The following is a 20201-nucleotide window of genomic DNA, read 5'->3' on the forward strand; positions in this document are numbered from 1 at the left end:
GTGTATAGCTGGGTGAGGGTGCCCAGGGAGCGGTACCTGTAGGGCCCTAGAGGGCGGTGGTTCCCGGTTCCCGCCCGAGCCGGAGGTTCCATCGCCCGGCCCGTCCGCTGAGGTCGGTCGCGGTCAGCGGGGGTACGTCGAGCCGCCAGAAGGCGGGCCCGGGTGCGCCGAGGATCGTCACCGCCAGAGCCCGCACGATCTCCTGCTCGACCACGGCGAGGGTCCTGCCCTCGAACTCCGCCGCCGTCTCCAGCCACCGGGCCGCCCGCTCGCACAACGCCCGCACCGACTCACCGCCGTGGGGTGCCGCGTCCGGATCCGTCAGCCAGGACATCGTCGCGTCCGGCTCCCGCGCCATCACCTCGTCGAGGGTCAGGCCCCGCCAGCGCCCCATGTCCAGCCCCGCCAACCCGGGCTCCGGTACGGCCGTCAGGCCGAGGGCGGACGCCGTCTCCCGGCAGCGCGCGGTGGGGGAGACCAGCACCCGGCCGGCCGGCCGGAGCGAACCGGCGACGGACTCCGCACGGGCCGCACCACTCGGGTCGAGCGGACCGTCGTCGTCGAACCGGGTCTCCCGCAGGGACCGGTTCATCGCCGGCGAGATCAAGGTGATACGGCTGGTCACGTGGTCGCTCCAGTTCTCCGGGCTGTGCCGGACATCGTCTCGCGCGCGCCTCACGGCGGGCCGGCCGGGAGGGTGCTCCTCCCGGCCGGCCCGCCCTCGGTTCAGGAACCGGCCAGCTCCGTGCGGACCGTACGGGCCGCCGCGACCAGGTTGTCCAGGGACGCGCGGGTCTCGGGCCAGCCCCGGGTCTTCAGGCCGCAGTCCGGGTTGACCCACAGCCGCTCCGCCGGAATGGCCTCAAGTCCCTTGCGCAGCAAGGCCGCCGCCTCGTCCGCGCTCGGCACGCGCGGCGAGTGGATGTCGTAGACACCCGGTCCCGCCTCACGCGGATAGCCGTGCCCGGCCAGCTCGCGGGCGACCTGCATGTGCGAGCGGGCCGCCTCCAGGCTGATGACGTCCGCGTCGAGATCGTCGATGGCCTGGACGATGTCACCGAACTCGGCGTAGCACATGTGCGTGTGGATCTGCGTGTCCGGCCGCACCCCGGCGGTGGTCAGCCGGAACGACTCCGTCGCCCAGGCGAGATACGCCGCCCGGTCCGCCGCCCGCAGCGGCAGGGTCTCCCGCAGCGCGGGCTCGTCGACCTGGACGACCGAAGTCCCGGCCGCCTCAAGGTCGTTGACCTCGTCGCGCAGAGCCAGGGCGACCTGCCGCGCGGTGTCCCCGAGCGGCTGGTCGTCCCGGACGAAGGACCAGGCGAGCATGGTGACCGGTCCGGTGAGCATGCCCTTGACCGGGCGCGAGGTGAGCGACTGGGCGTACGTCGTCCAGCGCACCGTCATCGGCTCCGGGCGCGAGATGTCGCCGGCCAGGATCGGCGGCCGGACGTACCGCGTGCCGTACGACTGGACCCAGCCGTGCTGCGTGGCGAGGTAGCCGGTGAGCTGCTCGGCGAAGTACTGGACCATGTCGTTGCGTTCGGGCTCACCGTGCACCAGGACGTCCAGGCCGGTCTTCTCCTGGAACGCGATCACCTCCTGGATCTCGGCCCTGATCCGCTCCTCGTACCCGGCCGTGTCGATCCGCCGCGCCCTCAAGTCGGCCCGTGCGGTGCGCAGTTCGGCGGTCTGCGGGAACGATCCGATGGCCGTCGTCGGCAGCGACGGCAGCCCCAGATGCGCCCGCTGCGCCACGCTCCGCTCGGCGTACGGCTGAGCGCGGCGGGCGTCGGCGTCCGTGACGGTGGCGGCCCGGGCCCGTACGGCCGGATCGCGGGTCAGCGACGAACCGGCACGGGAGGCCAAGTCGGCCCGGTTCGCGGCGAGTTCGGCCGCGATCGTGTCGGTGCCCTGGGCCAGGCCCTTGGCGAGCGTGACGATCTCGCTCGTCTTCTGCCGCGCGAACGCCAGCCAGCGCAGGATCTGCGGCTCGATCTCCCGCTCGGCGGCGGCGTCGAGCGGGACGTGCAGCAGCGAGCAGGAGCCGGCCACGTCGACCCGGTCGGCCAGACCGAGCAACGTGCCCAGTGTGGCAAGGGACTTGGTGAGATCGTTGACCCAGACGTTACGGCCGTTGACGACACCCGCGACCAGCCGCTTGCCGGGCAGCCCGCCCACTGCGGCCAGGGCGTCCAGGTTGGCGGCGGCGGACTCGGTGAAGTCGAGCGCGAGCCCCTCCACCGGAGCCTTCGCCAGCACCGGCAGCGCGTCGCCGAGCCGGTCGAAGTAGGAGGCGACCAGCAGCTTCGGCCGGTCGGTGACGCCTCCGAGATCGCGGTAGGCGCGGGCGGCGGCGTTCAGTTCGGCCGGGGTGCGGTCCTGGACCAGGGCGGGCTCGTCGAGTTGCGCCCACTCCGCGCCCGCCGCCCGCAGATCGGCGAGGACCTCTGCGTACACCGGCAGGAGCCGGTCCAGCAGGGTCAGCGGATCGAAGTCCGCGGGGACGCCCGGGGCGGGCTTGGCGAGCAGGAGGTAGGTCACCGGGCCGACCAGCACCGGGCGTGGGTTCAGACCGAGGGCGAGGGCTTCCCTCAGTTCTGCCACCTGCTTGGTCGAGTCGGCGGTGAAGACGGTGTCCGGGGCCAACTCCGGCACCAGATAGTGGTAGTTGGTGTCGAACCACTTCGTCATCTCCAGCGGCGCCACGTCCTGGGTGCCCCGTGCCATCGCGAAGTACCCGTCCAGCGCGTCGAGTTCGACGGCGGCGCGGTGGCGTTCGGGGATCGCGCCGACCATGACGCTGGTGTCCAGGACGTGGTCGTAGTACGAGAAGTCGCCGGTCGGTACTTCGTGGATGCCGGCGTCGGTCAGGTGCCGCCAGTTCGCGCGGCGCAGTTCGGTGGCGGTGGCCCGGAGGGCGTCGGCGTCGACGCGGCCCTTCCAGTAACCCTCGATCGCCTTCTTCAGTTCACGGCCCCGGCCCTGGCGGGGGTAGCCGTACACGGTGGAACGTGCTGCCGCGGCTGCGGACTTCGCTGTCACGGAACTCTCCTTCGCGAGATGTCTCCCTGAGATCCCGGTACGGGACGAGAGCGCGAAGGTTCGTCATGCCGGGGATGGTGACCGCCGGTATGTACGCCGACCCGCCCACGAGGTCACCGGGATTCCGCGCGTGAATGCTTCGCGTGCGGGCAGTTGGCAGGTCTTCGGACTTGCGGGCACGTCCCCTGTTGAACCGGAGGACACCTACTGGCCGTCGCTTCCCAGGTCCTGTTGTGGGCCCAGTGCGTATGACGGCGGTCGTTCCTGCTTACCGCTGCGGGGCAGTCCCGGAGTTTCACCGGGTTCCCTCTTGCGACGCGTCCGTCTGGCTGACGGGGCGAACCAGCTACGGGGCCAGCGTAAAGGGTTTGGGGTGGATGCGTCGATTTTTGGGTGCGGGCCGGTGGGGGCTGGGCGCGCCCCGCGGCGGAGCCGCATATCGACACAGCCCCGCGCCCCTAAAAGCAGGTGGGGTCAGTTGGGCGGGGTGCCGAAGGCTCGCAGGATCTGTTCGGCCGCTAGCGTTGCTGTCAACTCGCCGTCCCTCACCTGCTGTTCGAGCACTGGCCCGAGTGCACGTACCGCTGGATTGGACCGGAGTTGGCCCAGGAGTTCCTCGCGGACCATCGTCCACGTCCAATCCACTTGCTGCTCGCTGCGCTTCGTGGCGAGGCGGCCGGTGGAGTCCAGGAGGGAGCGATGTTGTTCGAGGCGTTCCCAGATCGTGTCCAGGCCCGTTCCCTCGCGGGCGCTGCAACTCAGTACCGGCGGCGTCCAGGCAGCGTCGGCGGGATGCATCAACCGCAGTGCGCCTGCCAGTTCGCGGGCCGCGCTCTTCGCGTCGCGCTCGTGTGGGCCGTCCGCCTTGTTGACCGCGATCACGTCCGCCAGCTCCAGGACGCCCTTCTTGATGCCTTGCAACTGGTCGCCCGTGCGGGCCAGGGTCAACAGCAGGAAGGAGTCGACCATGTTGGCGACCGCCGTCTCGGACTGGCCCACGCCCACCGTCTCGACTAGTACGACGTCGTAGCCCGCCGCCTCCATCACCACGATCGACTCGCGGGTCGCCTTCGCGACGCCGCCGAGTGTGCCGGCGGTGGGGGAGGGGCGGACGAAGGCCGCGGGGTCCACGGCCAGGCGTTCCATGCGGGTCTTGTCGCCGAGGATCGAACCGCCCGTGCGGGTCGAGGAGGGGTCGACGGCGAGGACCGCCACCCGGGAGCCGAGCGAGGTGAGCTGGGTGCCGAACGCGTCGATGAACGTCGATTTGCCGACGCCCGGCACACCGCTGATGCCGATGCGCCGGGCCTTGCCGCTGTGCGGGAGCAGTTCGGTCAGCAACTGCTGGGCCATGACCCGGTGTTGGGGCTTGGTCGACTCGACGAGTGTGATGGCCCGGGCCACCAGCGCCCGTTTTCCGTCGAGCACGCCCTTCACGTAGGTGTCGAGCTCGATCACAGGGCGTGCCCGAGGTCGGCGGCCAGGCGCTGCACCAGGTCGTAGGCCGCGTCCGGGATCACCGTCCCGGGCGGGAACACGGCCGCCGCGCCCATCTCCAGGAGGGTGGGGACGTCCTGCGGCGGGATCACCCCGCCGACCACGATCATGATGTCCTCGCGGCCCTCCTCGGCGAGGGACTCCTTCAGCGCCGGTACGAGGGTGAGGTGCCCGGCGGCCAGCGAGGACACCCCGACGATGTGCACGTCCGCCTCGACGGCCTGGCGGGCCACCTCGCCGGGGGTCTGGAAGAGGGGGCCGACATCGACGTCGAAGCCGAGGTCGGCGAAGGCGGTGGCGATCACCTTCTGGCCGCGGTCGTGGCCGTCCTGGCCCATCTTGGCGACCAGGATGCGGGGGCGGCGGCCCTCGGACTCCTCGAACTCGGCCACGAGGGTGCGGGTGCGTTCCACGGACGGGGAGTCGCCGGCTTCGGTGCGGTACACACCGGCGATCGTACGGATCTGGCTCGCGTGCCGCCCGTACACCTTCTCCAGCGCGTCGGAGATCTCGCCGACCGTCGCCTTCGCGCGGGCCGCGTTCACCGCCAGCTCCAGGAGGTTTCCCGTGCCTTCGCCGGCCGCGCGGGTCAGCGCGTGCAGTGCGTCCTGGGTGGTCTGTTCGTCGCGCTCGGCGCGCAACCGCCGTAGTTTCTCGATCTGTTGGGTGCGGACGGAGGAGTTGTCGACCTTGAGGACGTCGATCTGCTCGTCAGTCTCCACGCGGTACTTGTTGACGCCGATGACCGGCTGGCGTCCGGAGTCGATCCGGGCCTGGGTGCGGGCCGCTGCCTCCTCGATGCGCAGCTTGGGGATGCCCGCGTCGATGGCCTTGGCCATGCCCCCGGCCGCCTCGACCTCCTCGATGTGCTGCCAGGCCCGGCGCGCCAGGTCGTAGGTGAGCTTCTCGACGTACGCGCTGCCGCCCCACGGGTCGATCACCCGGGTGGTGCCGGACTCCTGCTGGATCAGCAACTGGGTGTTGCGGGCGATACGGGCCGAGAAGTCGGTGGGCAGCGCGAGGGCCTCGTCGAGGGCGTTGGTGTGCAGTGATTGAGTGTGGCCTTGCGTCGCCGCCATCGCCTCGACACACGTCCGCGTCACGTTGTTGAAGACGTCCTGCGCGGTCAGCGACCAGCCCGAGGTCTGTGAATGGGTGCGCAGGGAGAGGGACTTGGCGTTCTGCGGGTCGAACTGCTTGACCAGCTTGGCCCAGAGCAGGCGGGCCGCCCGCAGCTTGGCGATCTCCATGAAGAAGTTCATGCCGATCGCCCAGAAGAAGGACAGCCGGGGCGCGAACGCGTCCACGTCCATCCCCGCCTCCCGGCCCGCCCGGATGTACTCCACGCCGTCCGCGAGGGTGTACGCCAGCTCCAAGTCGGCCGTCGCGCCCGCCTCTTGGATGTGGTAGCCGGAGATGGAGATCGAGTTGTAGCGGGGCATCCGCTGCGAGGTGTAGGCGAAGATGTCGGAGATGATCCGCATCGACGGCTTCGGCGGATAGATGTAGGTGTTGCGGACCATGAACTCCTTGAGGATGTCGTTCTGGATGGTCCCGGCCAACTTCTCGGGCGGTACGCCCTGTTCCTCGGCGGCGACGATATAAAGCGCCAGTACCGGCAGCACCGCGCCGTTCATCGTCATCGACACGGTCATCTTGTCGAGCGGGATGCCGTCGAAGAGCTGGCGCATGTCGTAGATCGAGTCGATCGCCACGCCCGCCATGCCGACGTCACCGGTCACGCGCGGGTGGTCGCTGTCGTAACCCCGGTGCGTGGGCAGGTCGAAGGCGACCGACAGGCCCTTCTGGCCGGCCGCCAGATTGCGCCGGTAGAAGGCGTTGGACTCCTCGGCCGTGGAGAAGCCCGCGTACTGACGGATCGTCCAGGGCTGGTTGACGTACATCGTCGGGTACGGGCCGCGCAGATACGGCGCGATGCCCGGGTAGGTGGCCAGGAAGTCCAGGCCCTCCAGGTCCTGCCCGGTGTACAGCGGCTTGACCGCGATGCCCTCGGGGGTCTCCCAGAGGAGGTCGTCGCCGCCCGCCGCCTTCTTGACGGCGTCGCTCCACTCGTCGGGGCCGGCTTCGGTGGCCGGGACCCCGAGCTCGATCCCGGAGAAGTCGGGGATCCGCCCCATCGCTGCCATCAGGACACTCCCATGCGGTCGAGGGTGACGGACAGTACGGCTACGGCGTCGCAGCCCGCGAAGACGTAGGCGTCGACTCCGGAGTACTGCCCGGGACGGCCCGCGAGGAACACGTGACCGGCACCGGCCGACCTCAACTCCCCGGCGGCCGAAGCCGCTTGCTCCTCGTACAGCGCGTCGCTGGAGCACAGGCAGGCCTCGGTGGCCCCGCTGTCCGCGAACGTGCCCTCGGTGACGGGCTCGATGCCGCCCGCCTGGAACAGGTTCGACGCGAAGGCGAGTCGTGCGGTGTGCGCGGCGGCCGGGCCGAGGGCGGCCAGGAAGATGCGCGGCCGGGAGCCGGTCGCCGCGAGGTGGGCGTCGGAGCGGGCGCGCAGTTCCTCGTAGGCCTCGTCGCGGCGTACGCGCGGCAGTCCGCCGGAGGGTTCCGAAGGGGCGGGCGCGCGCTCAGGAAGGCGTTCGGTGAGGTTGGGGAACTCGCTGACGCCGGTGATGGGTTCGCGGCGCTTGGCGAGCTTCGCGCTGCGGGCCGCCCAGGTGGTGGCGAGGTTCTCGCGGAGGCTGCCGGAGCTCAACACGGCGGCCTGGCCGCCCTGTTGCTCGATGTGCTGGAAGAACTCCCAGCCCGCGTGGGCGAGTTCGTCCGTGAGCCGCTCCACGTACCAGGAGCCGCCGGCCGGGTCGATCACCCGGGACAGATGCGACTCCTCGACCAGGATCGTCGAGGTGTTGCGGGCGATCCGGCGCGCGAACGCGTCCGGCAGGCCCAGCGCGTGGTCGAAGGGCAGCACGGTGACGGACTCGGCGCCGCCCACCCCGGCGGCCAGCGTGGCGACCGTCGTGCGCAGCATGTTCACCCACGGGTCGCGGCGGGACATCATCACCGGCGAGGTCACCGCGTGCTGCACCTGTCCACCGGGCGCCCCGCACACCTCGGTCACCCGCGCCCAGAGCCTGCGCGCCGCGCGCAGCTTGGCGATCGTCAGGAACTGGTCGGCGGTGGCCGCGTACCTGAACTCCAGTTGCCCGACGGCCTGTTCGACGCTCAGCCCGGCCTCGGTCAGCTCGCGGAGATACGCGACACCGGTCGCCAGCGAGGCGCCCAGCTCCTGCGCCGCCGAACCGCCGGCCTCGTGGTACGGCAGCGCGTCCACGGTCAGCGCGCGCAGCCCCGGGTACTCCTCGGCGCAGCGCCGGGCGAGCGCGGCGACCGGCGCGAAGTCGAAGGCGTCCGCTCCGGTACGGGCCGCGAAGCCCAGCGGGTCGGCTCCCAGGTTGCCCCGGACGGCGTCACGCGCGATGCCCCGCTCCTCGTACAGCCGTAGCAACTCGGCGGCGGCGGAGGCGACTTCGGGCCCCGCGTCGAGGACGACGGGCGCCAGGTCGAGGAAGACGCCGTCGAGGGTGGTGCCGAGCGACGCGACCGGGATGCCGCGCTCGCCGACGACCAGCCACAGCGAGGTGACGCCGTTCTCCAGGTCGCCGAGGACCGCGGCGGCGTCGGCGGTCGTGTGCCGCTGGCGTACGTCCCAGCCGCCGAGGGTGTTGCCCTCGGCGCGGCCACCCCGTACGAAGGGGGCGGAACCGGGGACGCCGGGCACGGGTGCGGAGTCGTCGGCGGTGTACAGGGGACGGGCGCGGAGCCCGTCCTCCAGTGAGGTGGACAGGGCGTCTTTCGCTGCCGTACCCGAGACTTCCTTGCCCGACTTGCGCAGTACGCCTTCCACCAGGCGTTGCCACTGCTCATGGGTCGCGTCAGGGAACTCGGCGGCCAGCGAGAGCCCGTCGTCAGGCAGGACCGTCATGCTCGGATGCTAGGGCAAAAGCGCAGGTGAGCAGCAGAGGACGCGGCTGTGACCTTGACCTCTCCTTGCGGTCTAGACCACTCGGCGGCGGGAGGAGGGCTACAGGCCGATGTCCCTGCGGCTCATGTCGTCCAGCGATTCGCGGCGGACCAGGACGCGCGCGATGCCGTCGGCCACCGCGACGACCGGCGGCCGGCCGACGAGGTTGTAGCCGGACGCCATGGACAGGTGGTACGCGCCGGCCGCCGGTACGGCGAGGAGGTCGCCGGGGCGTACGTCGCCGGGGAGCGCCACCTCGTCGGCGAGGACGTCGCCCGCCTCGCAGTGCCGGCCCACGACGGTGACCGTGCGGGGCGGTGCGGTGGCGGGGCGGCCGATGAGCCGGGGTGCGTAGCGCACGCCGTACAGCGCGGGCCGCGGGTTGTCGCTCATGCCGCCGTCGACCGCGACGAACGTACGGTCGCCGGTGCGCTTGACGGCCAGGACGCGGTAGACGGCGACCCCGGCGGGACCGACGATCGCCCGGCCCGGTTCGAGGGTGAGCCGGGGCACGGGCAGCCCGGTGCGGGCGCAGCCGTCCTCCAGCTCGGCGCGGACCCGGCCCGCGAGCACGGAGACGTCGAGGTGCTCCTCGCCCGGGCGGTAGGCGATGGCGTGGCCGCCGCCGATGTCCAACTGCGGGAGCGTGACGCCGTGTTGGTCGCGGATGCGGGCCAACAGCCCCACCATGCGCCGTACTGCGGCGACGTACGGCTTCGTGGTCGCGATCTGCGAGCCGATGTGGCAGTGCAGGCCCACGAGTTCGAGGTGCGGCTGGTCCAGGATCCGGGCCACGGCGTGCTGCGCGGAGCCGTCGGTGATCGACAGCCCGAACTTCTGGTCGTCGGTGCCGGTGCGCACCTTGACGTGGGCGCCGGCCGCCACACCGGGGACCACCCGCACCATCACCTTCTGCCGGCTGTCGGCGGGGGTGATCGCGGCCAGCCGGGCGATCTCCGAGGTGCTGTCCACGACGATCCGCCCGACCCCGAGGCGGAGCGCGGTGCGCAGGTCCTCGGGGCTCTTGGCGTTGCCGTGCAGCACGATCCGCTCCGGCGGGAAGCCGGAGGTGACGGCGAGCGCGAGTTCGCCGGCCGAGCAGACGTCGAGACCGAGCCCCTCCTCCCGCACCCAGTGGGCCATCGCACGGCACAGGAACGCCTTGGCCGCGTAGACCACGTCCGCGTCCGGGAACGCCGTGCGGTACGAACGGCAGCGCTCGCGGATCTCCCGCTCGTCGAGGACGTAGACGGGAGTGCCGAAGCGGTCGGCGGCCTCGGTGAGGGAGACACCGCCGACGGTGACGTCGCCGGAGGGGGAGGGGCGGGCGGAGCGGGGCCAGACGGACAGGTCGCCCGTGTCGGTGACGTGGACAACGGGGGCGTCCAGGATGGACATGGGTGGATCTCCTCAGCCGATCAGCAGGTTCAGGCAGGCGGCGGCGGCGGCGGCCGCGCCCGTCACACGCAGGGCACCGATGTGCTGGGGGTGCCAGCGCCGCCAGGAGTTCTCGCGCTCGCGGGCGGTGGCCGCGGTGCGGTCGGCCGCCGGGGCGGAGAGCGAGGGGTCGACGGTGAGGGCGGTGACGCCGAGCGGGGCGGCGAGGGCGCGCAGTGCGGGTTCGGAGAGCTTGATGCTCGCCTGGTCGGTGCCGAGGGTGGCGGTGAGCTTCGCCGCCGAGGTGAATCCGACCGCCGTACGGCCGCCGAGGGGGGTGCGGAAGAACCGCGCCGTGCAGCCCGCGGGTCCCGACCGGACGGGGACGTGGAGAAGTCCGGCCGGGACGGGTTCGGAAGGTTCGGGGTCCTCGGAACGGTCGACTGGAGACATCGTGCGGCTCCTTCGTGGCAGGCGATGCGCGTGGCCCGGTCGGTCTGACCTGGCGCTTCCTCGAAGCTATGCCCGCGGGGCGGGGGCAGGGGTGTCTCGCTGACGGATGCTTGACGGGGCGGGCCGTACCCATGACGCCCTGCTGACGGGGGTGAGCGGGCAGGTCAGGCCCCGCCCTCCGTCAACTCCCGCGCGTCCACCGTCAGCCGCAGGGAGTTACGGCGGTGCAGGGAGGCGAGCTCGCCCTCCAGGGGCGACGGCGGCACCGTCAGCACCGGGCACGCGGCGTGCGTGACGCAGTAGCGGGTGACGGACGGGAACAGGCCGCGGAGCGGTCCGCGCGGTCCCGCGCCGACGACCAGGAGGTCATCGGGGCGATCGGCCGTCTCCACCAGGGCACGGCCCGCCGTACCCCGTACGACCAGACCCTGGAACGGGACCCCGGGGCCCGCCTCGCCGAAGGCCGCGTCGAGAACGGTGAGCAGCCGGTCGGCGGCGGCGCGGCGGAAGTCGGCCACCGAAGGCGTGAACATCGCGCGGCCATGGGCGAGTTCACCGCCGGGCGGCTCCCAGGCGAGGACGGCCAACAGCTCCGCGTCGGTACGACGGGCCTCGCGCACCGCCCGGTGCAGCGCCGCCAGGCTGCCCGGTGAACCGCTCACTCCGACCACGGCACGTGCCCGCCCGCCGCCACTGTCCATCGCCGCTCACTCCTCGCCGTACCCGGACTTCCGCCTCCCATCGAAAGGCCGGAGAGAGCGGACGTATCGCCGTGTTGGCGCGCGCCTGACGCCGGAGGGCCGATTCCTGACGCGCCCGTGACGCGGCGTCGACGATGGCCGGAAATGACTCCTCAACTCCCGCCGGGCGGCCGCCCGTGTCAACGAAGGGGCGGTCCCTGGCAAAGCCCGGGGCAAGAATCGGCCCCGGCGCCCGCCCCTCGGTTCGCAACGACCGTCTGGCAACGCACTGTTCACTCAGGAGCCGCCGGGAAGCGCCAGGGTGCGGACGTTGTCAGCTCAACTGCTCGCCAGGGAGGGCACCATGACCGCACAGACAGAGACACCGGACGAGCCGGCGAAGTCGTCCGAAGGGGTCAGCCGACGGCACGCGCTGGGTCTCCTCGGTACGGCCGGCGCCGGCGCCGTCACGCCCTTGCTGGGAGCAGGCACGGCACAGGCCGCCCCGCTCGACGCCCCGGCGCTCCATCTCACCGCGGACTCCTCCGGAGCCTCCCCGGTCCAGGGCCTGCACCTCACCTTCGGGGCGGACCCGCGCACCCAGATGACGGTCTCGTGGATCACCGACAAACCGGTGACCAGACCGGTCGTGCGCTACGGCACGCTGGAGCACGGCTTCGGCTCCAGCGCCAAGGCCCGTACGGTCACCTATGTCGACGGCACCTCCAGCCGCACCGTCTACGTCCACCACGCCGCGCTGAACAAGCTCTCCCCGGACACCGACTACCTCTACCTCGCCACCCACGAGGGGGCCACGCCCGACAGCGGTACCTTCCGCACCGCGCCGCGTGGCCGGAAGCCGCTCACCTTCACCAGCTTCGGCGACCAGTCCGCCCCGCAGGTGACCTGGGCGGCCAACGGCACGGTCGGGCTCGACGCGAACTCCACGCCCGCGACGAAGGACATCGTCACCGGCATCGAGCAGGTCGCCCCGCTCTTCCACCTCCTCAACGGCGACCTCTGCTACGCCAACCTGGACGTCGACCGGGTGCGCACCTGGAACAACTTCTTCACCAACAACACCCGTTCGGCCCGCTTCCGCCCCTGGATGCCGGCAGCCGGCAACCACGAGATCGAGAAGGCCAACGGCCCGATCGGACTCGGCGCCTACCAGACCTACTTCGACCTGCCGTCCACCGAGACCGACGCCGAACTCGCGGGCCTCTACTACGCGTTCACGGCCGGCTCGGTGCGGGTCATCGTGCTCCAGAACGACGACAACTGCCTCCAGGACGGCGGCGACGTCTACATCAGCGGCTACTCCGGCGGCCGCCAACTCGCCTTCCTGGAGAAGGAGTTGAAGGCGGCCCGGGCCTCGCGCGACACCGACTGGATCGTCGTCGCCATGCACCAGGTCATGGTCAGCTCCACGGACGCCAACGGCGCCGACCTCGGCCTGCGCCAGAAGTACGGCCCCCTCTTCGACCGGTACGGCGTGGACCTGGTGCTCTGCGGCCACGAGCACAACTACGAGCGCTCGCTGGCCGTCCGCGGAGTCGTCAGCGGCACCGAGACGCTGACCCCGAACCCCATCTCCACGGCCACCGACGACATCGACACCGGCCTCGGCACCGTGCACATGATCCTCGGCGGCGGTGGCGTCTCGGGCACCACGAACCAGAGCTTCTTCAAGGACGGCACCGGCAAGGTGATCACGTCCGTGTCGGCGACCCCCGGCTCCAACGGCAAGCGCACCTCCACCTACACCAAGGAGGAGGCGGTCTGGGTCGGCGTCCGGGACACCGAACACCCCTATGGCTTCGCCGCGTTCACCGTCGACCCCGGCCGGCACGCGGGTGACACCACGCGCATGCACGTGACCTACTACAACGTGAACAAGCCCAACGGCGACCTGTCGGTGTTCGAGAACTTCACCCTCCACCGCAAGCGCTCCGACGGCCACCGCTGAGCCCCGCTCGTCGTCCCCGGCCCCGACCGCGAGGACCGAGGGTCAGCCCGTCGCGGCGGCCTTCTCTCCGGTCGGGGTCACGGCGTGCCACGCGCCGTCCTTGCCCTGGCCGTTCGCCTGGCCGGCCGCCGTGTCGCCGACGTAGCGGTACAACGGCCAGCCGGCCAGGGTGAGTTGCGGCTCGCCGTCGCGGTGGACCGTGCCGAGGAGGCTCCGCCCCACTCCCGACGTCTGTACGGACTCCGGCACGATCACCGGTATCCACGTCTTCACGCACGCACCGGAGCACGTCCACTTGGAGGGGTCCGACTCGTCCTTGTCGTAGCGGTAGAGGGTCATCCCGTTGGTGTCGGTGACCACGGTGCCCACCCCCTCGACCGTCTTGGCCGACACGGTGAACGCCGTGGCCGTGGCAGCCGGCGTCGAGGCGACCGGCGCGGGGCTCGTGGGTGCCGACGCGGTCACCGTGCCCGCGCTGCCGGAAGCTGCGCTGTCCGAGGAGTTGCACGCCCCCAGCAGCAGCGTGGAGGCGAGGCCTGCGACGAGGCTCAGGACAATGCGTCGCGGGATCAAGGAAGTGCCCTTCGTCGGGAGTCGTCCGTACTGCCTGTTCGCCCTCCCCATACGGCTGCCGACCCCGCCCCTCTCAGCCGGGCATCGCACATGACGCACTCTTGACCACCCACGCCCCGGAACGCTGTGTAACCCGGATCACAGCACCGAAGTGCAGCGCACTGTGGGGTCCACGGCCTTTCTCTCTGTGTAAGGGGCTTGCCCGAACGGGGACGGTGGACGGTACGGATGGAACAGAGTCGGGCCGACGGGTTCGACGGGTTCGTGGCAGCGCGCTGGTCGGCGTTGTTCCATCTGGCCTGTCTGCTCGCGGGAGGCGATCGGCACCGTGCCGAGGACCTGCTCCAGGAGGCCCTGGTCAAGCTCTGGTTCGCCTGGCCGAGGATCGCGGAGGAGGCACCGGAGCCGTACGTGCGCACGATCCTGGCGCGGGCGGCGGCCCGTTCGGCGCGGCGGCGCTGGTGGGGTGAGCGCCCGGTCGAGCAACTGCCCGACCTCGCGGAGGTGGACGACGTGTCCGCCGCCGTGGCCGAGCGCTCGCGGCTGGAGGCGGCGCTGGCCCAACTGCCGCCGGCGCAGCGGGCCGCCGTGGTGCTGCGCTACTACCAGGACCTGCCCGACAAACAGGTCGCCGAAGTGCTGGGGTGTCCGGTCGGCACCGCCCGGTCCCACGCGTCACGGGGCGTGGCGCGGCTGCGCCGGATCCTCGGCGATGTCATCGAGCCGGTGGGATAGGGGGAGTTGATGGACCACTTCGAGCGGGAGCTCGCGCGGATGATGCGCGACACCCAGGAAACGACCCCCTTCGAACCCAGGCACCAGACCCGCCTCCGGTCCGGGGTGCGGGCCGGGCGCCGGGTCCGTACGGCGCGGAAGGCGGTCGGTTCGGCCCTGGCCGTCGCCGGGATCGGCCTCGGCTTCCTCCTGCTGCCCCACGACCGGGTCGACAACAGGCCGCAGGCCCCGCTGCCCCGCCCCGCCATGAGCCCGACGCTCCCGACCGCCACCCCGAGCCGCACCCCGGACACGCCCCCGAGCCCGACCACCAGCCCGACACCCACCGACACCACCGGGTACTCCAACACGCCGACCACGACCGGGAGTTCGACCGCCACGTCCTCGGACCCGCCCGCGACCACCACCGACACACCGTCGCCGCCCGCGAGTACGGGGACGGCCGGCGATTCCACCGGGCAGCACAGCTCGACGAGCCCGACCACGTCACCGCCGGCGACGGAATCGTCCGCGACCGTGGGCACGGCGGGCTCCGGGTAACCCGCCCCGCCACCACCCCCCATCCGCAAGCCCTGGCCGCGGTACCGCGTCCTCAGGCGAGCCCGCATGCCCTGCGGCAGCCCACAGACCTGGACACAACGTGACAATGCAGATGAGTGAACTGCCGTTCCGCACACCGGTGTCGGCGCAACACCGCGAGCCCGTCCTGGACGTGGTCGTCCCCGTGTTCAACGAGGAGAAGGACCTCGAACCGAGCGTACGGCGACTGCACGCCCACCTGTCGGAGACGTTCCCGTACCCGTTCCGCATCACCGTCGCGGACAACGCCAGCACGGACGCGACCCCGCGCATCGCGGCTCAACTTGCCGCCGAACTGCCCGAGTTGGCGTGGCTGCGGCTCGCCGAGAAGGGGCGGGGCCGGGCGCTGCACGCGGCCTGGTCCGAGTCGCGGGCGCCCGTGCTCGCCTACGTCGACGTGGACCTGTCGACCGACCTGGCCGCGCTCCTCCCGCTGGTCGCCCCGCTGATCTCCGGCCACTCGGACCTCGCGATCGGAACCCGCCTGGCCCGCGGTTCCCGGGTGGTGCGTGGCCCCAAGCGCGAGGCCATCTCCCGTTGCTACAACGCTCTGTTGCGCTCCACCCTCGCGGTCGGCTTCTCCGACGCGCAGTGCGGTTTCAAGGCGGTACGGCGTGATGTCGCCGAGCGGCTGCTGCCCCTGGTGAAGGACTCGGGGTGGTTCTTCGACACCGAACTGCTGGTGATCGCCGAACGGGCCGGACTGCGCATCCACGAAGTACCGGTCGACTGGGTGGACGACCCCGACAGCCGGGTCGACCTGCTGTCCACGGCCCTGGCCGACCTGCGCGGAATCGCCCGCATGGGACGGGAGTTGGCGCGCGGCACACTCCCCACGGCCGGGCTGCGCCGAGCCGGCGACCGCTCGCCCTCGGGCGGCCTGGCCGGCCAGCTGCTGCGCTTCGCCGCCGTGGGCGCGGTGAGCTCCGTCGGATACGTCCTGCTGTACGTCGCGTTGCGCCCCGAGACGGGAGGACAGGTCGCCAACGCGCTGGCCCTGCTGCTCTGCGCGCTCGCCAACACGGCCGCGAACCGCCGCCTCACCTTCGGCCTGCGCGGCCGCAGCGGCGCCCTGCGCCACCAGGCCCAGGGCCTCCTGGTCTTCACGATCGGCCTGGCCCTCACCAGCGGCGCACTGGCACTCCTGCACCGCGCGACGTCAACTCCCGGACGCGGCACGGAAGTCGGGGTCCTGGTCGCCGCGAACCTGGCGGCGACTCTCGTACGCTTCCTGCTCTTCCGCGCCTGGGTGTTCCGCACCGGGCGCCGCCGCGAGGCGGAGGCGCCCGCGGCATGAGCGACACGACGACCCTGACCCCGCCCGTCTCCTCCACGACCACAACTCCCTTCTCCGGCAGGGATGTCGGCGGGCATGTGCGCCGCACGGCCCGGCACTACGGCCCCGTGCTCGCCCTGTACGGCGTGCTGAAGCTCATCGGCTTCGCCGTCTTCATGTACCTGCTGGACTCCGACGGCGGCTTCCGGACGCGGAACCCGCGCTTCGGCGGCGGCGCCCACGTCTGGGACGTACTCGCCACCTGGGACGGCTGGTGGTACCAGCAGATCGCCGCACACGGCTACCACCCCGCGCTCGTTCACGTCCCCGGCGCGACCGGACTGATCACTCTCGAAGGCAACTCGGCGGCCTTCTTCCCGCTCTACCCGGCCACGATGCGGCTCGTCTCCGACACCACGGGCCTGGGGCTGTACGGCTCCGGGATGCTGGTCTCGGTCGTCGCGTCGTTCGCCGCCGCGCTCGGCATCTACGCCGTCACCGTCCGGTTCGGGGGCAGACGGGCCGGACTCGCGGCGGCCGGACTGTGGGCCGTCTGGCCCGGCTCGGGCATGGAGTGGTCGGCCTACTCGGAGTCCCTCTACATCGCCCTCGCCGTCTGGGCCTGCCACGCCGTCATGACCGACCGCTGGCTCACCGCGGGCGTCCTCACCTTCGCCGCCGGCCTGGGCCGGCCCACCGCCGTGGCACTCATCGCCGCCCTCACCGTCGCCGCGCTCCAGACCCTCCACCGTCGCCGGGAGAACCTCGCCGGCCCATGGACCGCGATGGCGATCGCACCGCTCGGCCTGGTCGGCTACGTCCTCTGGGTCGGCAATGAAATGGGCGACCTGGGCGGCTACTTCAAGCTCCAGAGCGGCGCCTGGGCACACAGCTTCGACTACGGCAAGCAGACCGTCGACGTCTTCAGCAGCATGGCGGTCGGCCGCTTCGACTACCTCTTCGCGTCCCCTTTGGAAGACGTCATCGCCGTGGCCACCGTCCTGCTGGCCGCACTCCTGATCCCCCTCCTGATCCGGCTGCGCCCGCCCGCCGTGCTGCTCGTCCACACGCTGCTCACCATCGCCCTGGTCCTGGGCAGCCAGCAGATCTTCGGCAACGTCTCCCGCTATCTGCTCCCGTGCTTCCCCCTCTTCATCCCCCTGGCCGTCAGACTGCGCACCCTCGGCCTGCCCACGCTGTGCCTGCTGCTGGGGATCGCGGCCGTCGCGTCGGGGTCGTACGGCGGGTATGTGCTGTTCGAGGCGGGGGTGCCGTAGGCGGGGCGCTAGGCCGTCGAGACGTGGAAGTTCATGACGTCGATCTTGGTGATCGTCCGCCAGTCGTCCGCGCTGTATCCGTCCCAGTCCTGCGCCTTGCGGTCGGCCGGGAACTTCGCGGCCTGGTCGGAACCGACGAGGACGAGCAGGTAGGTCTCGCTGATCCCCTCGACGCCGGGGTAGCCGACCGAGTGGTTGTCGTCCTCCCAGCAGCCGCCGGACGTGGGGCTGACGGGTGTGCCGGGATAGAAACGGCCGCTGCCCGGGTGCCCGTACTCGTCCTTCGAATCGGGGTCGGGCCGGGTGACGAGATAGAGGACCTGGCCCGCCGGGATGTTGAGGCTCATCTGCCCCTTGACGCTGATCTCGGGGCTCCTGGCGGGGCCGCCGACCTGGGTGTAGACGCGGGGTGCGTCGTGGTTCGCGAAGAGCGTCTCGTTGTAGCGCTGGGACGGCGGCTGATTCCAGGAGTCGGCGAGCCGTTGCAGATCGCAGGGGTCCTGGGTCCCGGAGCTGGTCTCGGCCCGGGGCTCGACCGGCGCGGAGACCGAAGAGCTGGTCGTCGGTCCATGGCCGTCACCGCCCTGAGCCAACCAGGCTCCGACGCCTGCGGCGGCGACGGCCGCCAGTCCGCCGATGGACGCGATCAGGACCCTGGTCCTGTTGTCGTTCCTGCTGCTCTCGCCCTGCGGTTCGTTGTTCGTGGTGTTGTCGTCGGAGCCTGTGTCGGTGTGTGTCACTTTCGTCCCCCTCGTGCAGGAGTCCGTAGTATCAGCGCTTTGTCTGCCCGGTAAGGGAGTGCGGAAGTGCGAGAGGGGCGCGCGGCTGCTCCATCGCGCGCTGTTGAGTCGACTGCCTCGTGGCGTGGCGGTCCGCGCCGCCGGAGGTGACCTGGCCGGCGTTCGCTTGGGCGGGGGAGTCTCGGCCGGATACGCTCCGACGCCATGAGCGGACCGGTACTGGTGATCGAATTGGCGGCGGCGGTACCCCACTCCGCGATCCGGCGGCTCCGCGAGTTCCTGGTCGGCTTGTCGGCACGTTTCGTGGAGCAACGGGTCGGCGAGTACGACCTCGCCGTGCGGGCGGAGAGCCTCGGCATCACGGACACCGGGGGTGTCGACGGGCGCCGGCCGATGCTGGTCTCGCTCATGGGGCCCGGTATCGGTGACGAGACCGCCTTCGCGGCCGAACACGCCGACGAAGCCGACCAGAAGTCCCTCATCGGCTTCGCCCCGACCCACGCGGTCGACGTCATCGCGTTCGGCGACAAGCCCGGTCGACCACACCGTCACAGCCCTGTTGACCGCCGCCGTCATGGAGGTGATCGGCGGCGTCGTCAACGCCGGACTGCGGGAGGACCAGATCCCGGTCGTCGCCGGCCTCCCGGGCATCGTCGCGACGACGACCGATCCGTGGCCCGCTGTGTACGGCACGGCGGTTTTCCTCAGAGCGTGGACCGAACAGCCCAGTTTCCGGCTCCTGAGGTAGCCGGGTGGCCGTGCTCTCCAGGGGGCCCGGGTTCCGGCGGAGTTGGCCGATGTCCGGTGATGCCGTAGGTGCACAGCCCGTGCAGGATCGGGCGGCCACGACCTGACCGATCCCTACCTCTCGCCCCTCTTCGGCGACTTCTCCGCCGGGTTCCCGGCGGACCTCCATGTGGTCGAAGCCGCGCCCCACGGACCGATGCCGTCGGGCACACCGGAGGACGAGCAGCTCCTCCAGGAGATACGCCGGTTTGTCGACGCCAACTGCCCTGCGGACAGGTGGAGTTGGGGCATTTCGCGCCGCCCCGGCCGGTCGGTCGGGTGGGTCAGCGCAGTCCGGCGAAGAGGTCGTTCTCGGGTACGGCCGCGCCGGTGGTGTCCTGGACGCGTACGAAGGTCTCGATGCCCATCAGCTCGCCGAACCTCTCCTTGCCCATCTTGAGGAAGAAGATGTTGTCGCCCTGGCTGGCGTGCGCGGCCAGGGCGTCGAACTTCTGGTCGCTGAACGCGGTGGTGTCCACCCAGGTGCTGATCTCGTCCTCGGGGAGGCCCATCTCGGCCATCGCGGCGGCCTCGGCGGGATCCGGCTCCGGCATGTCGGGGTGGAACTCGCGGATGATCTCGCCGAACCGCCGCATCATCGAGCGGGGCATCGTGGTCCAGTACACCTTCGGCGTCAGCCCGCTCATCTCCACCGCCGCCATGGTGATGCGGTGGGCCTGGATGTGGTCGGGGTGGCCGTAGAAGCCGTTCTCGTCGTAGGTGACGACGACGTCGGGCCGGTAGTGCCGCATGAGGTCCGCGAGGCGGGCCGCGCCTTTCTCCACGGGGGTCTGCCAGAAGGATCCGGGGGCGTCGTTGCTCGGCCAGCCCATCATCCCGGAGTCGGCGTAGTCCAGCAGCTCCAGATCGCTGATCTTCAGGACCTCGCGGCTCACCTCGAGTTCCTGACGGCGCATCTGGGCGACGGCCGCCGGATCGTGGCCGGGATCGCCCGGCTTGACGCCTCCCGGTCCGTCACCGCAAGCGCCGTCGGTACAGGTCACGAGCACCGTGCGGATGCCTTCCGCCGCGTACTGCGCGAGGACCCCTCCGGTCGTGGTGGCTTCGTCGTCGGGGTGGGCGTGCACTGCCATGAGCGTCAAGGGCCGGTCAGTCATCAAAGAGTCCTTCTGCGGAGATACGTCGTGGTCCAAGTGGCGCGGCGGGTGTACCGCGACCCGAGGCCCGGATCCTGGTGGGGCGGACGGCCTTGCGGTCTCCGT

Annotated in this window: 17 protein-coding genes, 1 pseudogene and 1 riboswitch; of the genes and pseudogenes, 7 read left to right on the top strand and 11 right to left on the bottom strand. The window is 71.3% G+C overall.

Translation table 11 applies throughout. The annotated features are described in order from the left end of the window. Nucleotides 1-46 precede the first annotated feature (46 nt). From OG223_RS41110 to OG223_RS41145, 8 genes are all read right to left on the bottom strand, one after another. Nucleotides 47-625, bottom strand: coding sequence for a histidine phosphatase family protein (locus tag OG223_RS41110; RefSeq protein ID WP_329260359.1), 579 nt, complete (start codon nt 623-625; stop codon nt 47-49). A gap of 101 nt (nt 626-726) precedes the next feature. Further along, complete coding sequence (gene metE / locus OG223_RS41115) at nt 727-3045, bottom strand: 5-methyltetrahydropteroyltriglutamate--homocysteine S-methyltransferase (RefSeq protein WP_329260362.1); 2319 nt, start codon at nt 3043-3045, stop codon at nt 727-729. A gap of 138 nt (nt 3046-3183) precedes the next feature. Then, nucleotides 3184-3407, bottom strand: a riboswitch (cobalamin riboswitch). 112 nt (nt 3408-3519) lie between these two features. Further along, nucleotides 3520-4503 (bottom strand): methylmalonyl Co-A mutase-associated GTPase MeaB, encoded by a 984-nt coding sequence (gene meaB / locus OG223_RS41120; protein ID WP_329260365.1) that lies wholly within the window; start codon nt 4501-4503, stop codon nt 3520-3522. Next, nucleotides 4500-6689, bottom strand: a complete 2190-nt coding sequence (scpA, locus tag OG223_RS41125; protein ID WP_443073791.1) for a methylmalonyl-CoA mutase — start codon at nt 6687-6689, stop codon at nt 4500-4502. Before scpA ends, meaB begins: the two co-directional genes overlap by 4 nt. Next, on the bottom strand, nt 6689-8494 hold the full coding sequence (locus tag OG223_RS41130; protein ID WP_329260368.1) for a methylmalonyl-CoA mutase subunit beta: 1806 nt from the start codon (nt 8492-8494) through the stop codon (nt 6689-6691). Before OG223_RS41130 ends, scpA begins: the two co-directional genes overlap by 1 nt. A 99-nt stretch (nt 8495-8593) precedes the next feature. Beyond that, nucleotides 8594-9931: a diaminopimelate decarboxylase gene (lysA, locus tag OG223_RS41135; protein WP_329260371.1), complete on the bottom strand. Its 1338-nt coding sequence runs from the start codon at nt 9929-9931 to the stop codon at nt 8594-8596. Nucleotides 9932-9943: 12 nt separating this feature from the next. After that, on the bottom strand, nt 9944-10363 hold the full coding sequence (locus OG223_RS41140; protein ID WP_329260374.1) for an SAV_915 family protein: 420 nt from the start codon (nt 10361-10363) through the stop codon (nt 9944-9946). Nucleotides 10364-10527: 164 nt separating this feature from the next. Next, nucleotides 10528-11064 carry a universal stress protein gene (locus OG223_RS41145; RefSeq protein WP_329260377.1) on the bottom strand — a complete coding sequence of 179 codons (537 nt, stop codon included), beginning with the start codon at nt 11062-11064 and terminating at the stop codon, nt 10528-10530. 343 nt (nt 11065-11407) lie between these two features. On the opposite strand from OG223_RS41145, the gene OG223_RS41150 reads away from it, so the two are divergent. Then, nucleotides 11408-13012, top strand: a complete 1605-nt coding sequence (locus tag OG223_RS41150; RefSeq protein WP_329260380.1) for a purple acid phosphatase family protein — start codon at nt 11408-11410, stop codon at nt 13010-13012. A gap of 42 nt (nt 13013-13054) precedes the next feature. On the opposite strand, the gene OG223_RS41155 is transcribed toward OG223_RS41150, so the two are convergent. Next, the gene (locus OG223_RS41155) at nt 13055-13585 is read right to left on the bottom strand and encodes a hypothetical protein (protein WP_329260383.1); all 531 of its coding nucleotides are present in this window, start codon (nt 13583-13585) and stop codon (nt 13055-13057) included. Between the two features lie 228 nt (nt 13586-13813). Here OG223_RS41155 and OG223_RS41160 point away from each other — a divergent pair, with 228 nt between their 5' ends. The 4 genes from OG223_RS41160 to OG223_RS41175 all read left to right on the top strand — a co-directional run bounded on the left by OG223_RS41160 (nt 13814) and on the right by OG223_RS41175 (nt 17452). After that, entirely contained in the window at nt 13814-14320 is a 507-nt protein-coding gene (locus OG223_RS41160; protein WP_329260385.1) for a SigE family RNA polymerase sigma factor, read from the top strand. A gap of 9 nt (nt 14321-14329) precedes the next feature. Then, nucleotides 14330-14860 (top strand): hypothetical protein, encoded by a 531-nt coding sequence (locus tag OG223_RS41165; RefSeq protein WP_329260386.1) that lies wholly within the window; start codon nt 14330-14332, stop codon nt 14858-14860. Nucleotides 14861-14972: 112 nt separating this feature from the next. Continuing rightward, a complete protein-coding gene (locus OG223_RS41170) occupies nt 14973-16196 on the top strand; it encodes a glycosyltransferase (RefSeq protein ID WP_329260387.1) in 1224 nt (407 codons plus the stop codon). Then, a complete protein-coding gene (locus OG223_RS41175) occupies nt 16193-17452 on the top strand; it encodes a hypothetical protein (protein ID WP_329260389.1) in 1260 nt (419 codons plus the stop codon). Before OG223_RS41170 ends, OG223_RS41175 begins: the two co-directional genes overlap by 4 nt. 8 nt (nt 17453-17460) lie before the next feature. On the opposite strand, the gene OG223_RS41180 is transcribed toward OG223_RS41175, so the two are convergent. After that, nucleotides 17461-18192, bottom strand: a complete 732-nt coding sequence (locus OG223_RS41180; protein ID WP_329260391.1) for a hypothetical protein — start codon at nt 18190-18192, stop codon at nt 17461-17463. 204 nt (nt 18193-18396) lie between these two features. On the opposite strand from OG223_RS41180, the pseudogene OG223_RS54020 reads away from it, so the two are divergent. Together OG223_RS54020 and OG223_RS41185 are read left to right on the top strand one after the other, a co-directional pair. Then, a pseudogene (locus tag OG223_RS54020) lies at nt 18397-18657 on the top strand (DUF6368 family protein); the annotation flags it as partial. After that, nucleotides 18617-18940, top strand: a complete 324-nt coding sequence (locus OG223_RS41185) for a DUF6368 family protein (protein ID WP_329260394.1) — start codon at nt 18617-18619, stop codon at nt 18938-18940. The pseudogene OG223_RS54020 and the gene OG223_RS41185, both read left to right, overlap by 41 nt. A 322-nt stretch (nt 18941-19262) precedes the next feature. On the opposite strand, the gene OG223_RS41190 is transcribed toward OG223_RS41185, so the two are convergent. Next, a complete protein-coding gene (locus tag OG223_RS41190) occupies nt 19263-20096 on the bottom strand; it encodes a PIG-L family deacetylase (protein WP_329260396.1) in 834 nt (277 codons plus the stop codon). Nucleotides 20097-20201 lie beyond the last annotated feature (105 nt).

Origin of the sequence: Streptomyces sp. NBC_01478 (genome assembly GCF_036227225.1) — a bacterium.
Classification (GTDB): domain Bacteria; phylum Actinomycetota; class Actinomycetes; order Streptomycetales; family Streptomycetaceae; genus Streptomyces.

Coding starts and splice junctions, on each gene's coding strand:
- OG223_RS41130 (WP_329260368.1), bottom strand. CDS start 8,494: ATGACGGTCCTGCCTGACGACGGGCTCTCGCTGGCCGCCGAGTTCCCT.
- OG223_RS41145 (WP_329260377.1), bottom strand. CDS start 11,064: ATGGACAGTGGCGGCGGGCGGGCACGTGCCGTGGTCGGAGTGAGCGGT.
- lysA (WP_329260371.1), bottom strand. CDS start 9,931: ATGTCCATCCTGGACGCCCCCGTTGTCCACGTCACCGACACGGGCGAC.
- OG223_RS41175 (WP_329260389.1), top strand. CDS start 16,193: ATGAGCGACACGACGACCCTGACCCCGCCCGTCTCCTCCACGACCACA.
- scpA (WP_443073791.1), bottom strand. CDS start 6,689: ATGGCAGCGATGGGGCGGATCCCCGACTTCTCCGGGATCGAGCTCGGG.
- OG223_RS41165 (WP_329260386.1), top strand. CDS start 14,330: ATGGACCACTTCGAGCGGGAGCTCGCGCGGATGATGCGCGACACCCAG.
- OG223_RS41140 (WP_329260374.1), bottom strand. CDS start 10,363: ATGTCTCCAGTCGACCGTTCCGAGGACCCCGAACCTTCCGAACCCGTC.
- OG223_RS41160 (WP_329260385.1), top strand. CDS start 13,814: ATGGAACAGAGTCGGGCCGACGGGTTCGACGGGTTCGTGGCAGCGCGC.
- OG223_RS41190 (WP_329260396.1), bottom strand. CDS start 20,096: ATGACTGACCGGCCCTTGACGCTCATGGCAGTGCACGCCCACCCCGAC.
- OG223_RS41170 (WP_329260387.1), top strand. CDS start 14,973: ATGAGTGAACTGCCGTTCCGCACACCGGTGTCGGCGCAACACCGCGAG.
- OG223_RS41150 (WP_329260380.1), top strand. CDS start 11,408: ATGACCGCACAGACAGAGACACCGGACGAGCCGGCGAAGTCGTCCGAA.